The organism is Streptomyces kebangsaanensis (genome assembly GCF_001906585.1).
Lineage (GTDB): Bacteria > Actinomycetota > Actinomycetes > Streptomycetales > Streptomycetaceae > Streptomyces > Streptomyces kebangsaanensis.
Genome location: NZ_JUJA01000013.1, coordinates 16,568 through 19,835 on the forward strand (window position 1 = coordinate 16,568; position 3,268 = coordinate 19,835).

Below are 3,268 nucleotides of genomic sequence, written 5' to 3' on the forward strand. Positions count from 1 at the left end.
AAGCCGATGGCCGCTGCGAGCGAGAAGCCTTCCGCTACGCCGACTCCGACCGCGGCCGAGTCGGCTGCCGCTGAGGTGATCACGCCTGAGAACAACCCGGAGTTCGCGGCGCTGCTGAAGACGGTGGACACGTGCGACGAAGCGAACCTGGACTTCGCGGCCGGGTATGAGGGTCAGACGGTCGCGTTCAACGGTTCGATCGCGCACATGGCGCCCCACGGTGATCACAAAACCCGCTACGACTTCCTTCTGGGCCGAGGTGACAAGGGACCGCGGACGACGGTCGGCCCGACCTTCAAGTACGAGGACGTCAACATCTTTGGCCTGAAGCTGACCGGTAAGAAGATCCCCGCCACCGTCGGCGTAGGCGACAAGTTCCGCTTCGTCGCCGAGGTGCGCGAATTCAACGCGGTCCAGTGCCTCTTCTTCCTCCACCCGGTCTCGACGGAAGTCCGGTAGTCAAGATGGGCAGCCGCGTCATCGCGGACCGGTGTGCCCGGCCATGGTCTCAGCGGTGATCATTTCCAGATTCCGTTGAGGACGAGGGCGGCACGGGCGATGTCGCCGATCCGGCTGGGGCTGAGGGTGACGTGCAGGCGGGGCCACACGCCGGCCTCGGTCCAGTCCCGCAGCCTGCCGACCAAGATCGCCAGCCGCAGGATCGCGGGCTCAACTCAAGTTCGAAACGGTCAGTTTAATCGCTAGAGCCCGAAACGGCGGCCGTATACGGTACCCGGATGGCTTCTCAGCGCACCCTGCTGCCACGCTCGACACCGGCCGCCTCGGGGATGTCGTCCCGTTCGATCACCGCGCTGCTGGATCGGCTCGAAGCACGATCCGTCGAATGTCACTCCCTCATGGTCGTACGCCACGGTCACGTCGTCGCCGAAGGCTGGTGGGCGCCGTACTCGGCCGGACGCCCGCACCTTCTCTACTCGCTGACCAAGTCGTTCACCTCGGTCGCCGTGGGGCTCGCGATCGCCGACGGACTGCTCTCACTGGACGATCGGGTGGTGGACGTGCTGCCCGACCACGTTCCGGACGACATCTCGGAGCAGGGACGCCGCCTCACCGTTCACCACCTGCTGTCCATGACGGCCGGACACCGCAAGGACAGCCTTGCCGAGGCCTGGCAACTGGAACCGGGCGACCTGGTGAAGGGCTTCCTGCGCGTACCGTTTCCCGATGCCGAGGGAACACGGCACGCCTACGACAATCCCACCACCTTCATCCTGGCCCGGATGGTGGAACGGGTCACGGGCCGCAGCCTCCCGCAACTGCTCGACGAGCGCCTCTTCAAGCCGATGGGCGTCGACCACGCCGAATGGGACCGTGTGGCGAGCGGTGCCGCCTTCGGATTCCACGGACTGCACCTCACGACCGAGGCTGTCGCCGCCTTCGGTGAGTTGCTCCTGCGCGGAGGCATGTGGGACAACCGGCGGCTCGTCCCGTGCGCATGGGTGGAGCTTGCGACCAGACGGCACACCGAAACCCTGCAACTCGAGGACGGATCGGGGGACGTCGACTACCTTCGCGGTTACGGTTACCAGTTCTGGATGTCGCGTCACGGCTACCACGGCGATGGCTCGTTCGGCCAGCAATGCGTGGTCGTCCCCTCGCACGATCTCGTGGTCGCCGTGACCGGAGGCCATACGCAGGCACAGGCAGTGCTTGACGCAATGTGGGAGTGCCTGCTGCCCGGCACGGAGGATGCGGGAAGCACCCCGGACGACGAGATCCTCGCCGATCGGCTGCGGCGGTTGTCATTGGCACCGGTGCTGGGTTCGGCCGCCCCGGAGCGTTCCGTCAAGGCGAGACTCGACGCCTCCGCCTCCGCCGAGGGTTCGGCTCTGCCCGACGGAACCACGGTGATCGTCGATCCCGTGGACGATGGATGGCTCCTTCGACTCGGGCCGTACCTCAACGTCGGGGTCGGCCACGGCGAGTGGCGGGAGAGTTCGCCGCTCGGCCGCCCTGTCGTCGCGGCCGGCGCCTGGCAGGGCAACACGTTCGTCGCCGAGCTTTACGTCATCACCACACCGCACCGGGTCCGGCTGTCGGTCGACGCCGACGCGGGGACCGCGATGGCGACGTGGAACATCGTGCCCCTGACCAGCCCAAGTCTGGCGTTGCACTTGCGGTCGCCGCTGATGACACGGCCCGACGTCGCGTAGGTGATGCGCTTGCCCCCGCAATGAACCTGTTGGAACTTCATTCTGAAACGATCAGTTGAACGTCACCGGGCCGTGGCCGGGAGATACGACAAACCGACGGCCCGCTATGAGGCGACCACGCCGGCCGCGGCCCTCGATGAGTGGCTGTGACCACACGCTCGCACCGGTCTTTCGCCAGCCCTTTGCCGGGGAACCGATGGACCGGCTGGATTCTCCCGGCCGTCCGTGTTGTTCCGGACCGGTGCCGTCGACGAGGAGGTGTGGAGCACATGCGCAGGAGTGCCCGGCAGTTGAGCCCGCGTACTGACCTTTGCCGCCTCCTCACGACGGAGACACCTTGTCGCTTCGCATCACCCCACTGACCGACCCCGCTCACGGGCCGCACAGCCGGCGTCTTGCATGGCTGGCGTCCGACGCCGATTCCATCCCTGTCGGGACGGCCTTTCTGCGGCTGTTCACCGATCCGGGGCAGGAGCACCTGGCCGAACTGACCCTCCGGGTCCATCCCGCGGAGCGACGCAGGTGCGTCGGTTCCCGGCTGCTCGACGCCGCCGTGGCCGCCGCCCGGGACAACGCCCGACGCCGCGTTGTCGCGCAGGCCGAGGCCGGATCGCCCGGCGACCGCTTCCTGACGGCTCGCGGTTTCCGCAAGGTCCTCACCCTGAGGTTCTCCCGCTTGCCACTGGCCGATGTGGACACCACCGCCCTCGCCGAGATCATCGAACGTCCGCATCCCGGCTACCGGCTGGTGTCATGGCGGGGAACCGTCCCCGACGGCCTCGCCCAGACGTTCGCCGCCTCACGTCACGCCATGGACGACATGCCCATGGACGACAGCGACCACGGCACCGTGACCTGGGACGTGGACCGCGTCCGGGCCGCGGCGAAGGCCGTCGAACAGCGCGGCGACCAGTTGCACACCGTCGTCGCCGTCGACGCCTCCAACGGCTCGATCGCCGGGTTCACCGAACTCGTCGTCCCCGGCGACGGCACAGGTGACGGCCAGCACTACGGCACCGGCGTGCTGCCCGAGCACCGTGGACACGGCCTCGGCCGATGGATGAAGGCCGAGTCGATCCGACAGGTCCATGGGC

The 3,268-nt window shown here is 67.6% G+C and carries 4 protein-coding genes; 3 read left to right on the forward strand and 1 reads right to left on the reverse strand.

The window, feature by feature from the left end; genetic code table 11:
* Positions 1-459 (forward strand): DUF4839 domain-containing protein (locus RH94_RS01220; protein ID WP_143203934.1); only part of this gene is annotated, 459 nt, incomplete at its 5' end.
* Positions 460-518: 59 nt separating this feature from the next.
* Here RH94_RS01220 and RH94_RS46040 read toward each other — a convergent pair.
* Positions 519-644 (reverse strand): hypothetical protein, encoded by a 126-nt coding sequence (locus RH94_RS46040; RefSeq protein ID WP_267893328.1) that lies wholly within the window; start codon positions 642-644, stop codon positions 519-521.
* 144 nt (positions 645-788) lie between these two features.
* Here RH94_RS46040 and RH94_RS01225 point away from each other — a divergent pair, with 144 nt between their 5' ends.
* Complete coding sequence (locus RH94_RS01225; protein WP_073945821.1) at positions 789-2,174, forward strand: serine hydrolase domain-containing protein; 1,386 nt, start codon at positions 789-791, stop codon at positions 2,172-2,174.
* A gap of 337 nt (positions 2,175-2,511) precedes the next feature.
* The coding region (locus RH94_RS01230; RefSeq protein WP_073945822.1) for a GNAT family N-acetyltransferase at positions 2,512-3,268 on the forward strand (757 nt) is incomplete at its 3' end.

What these genes read in the sequence shown, in the direction of transcription:
- RH94_RS01225 (WP_073945821.1), top strand. Translation starts at nt 789, where the DNA reads ATGTCGTCCCGTTCGATCACCGCGCTGCTGGATCGGCTCGAAGCACGA.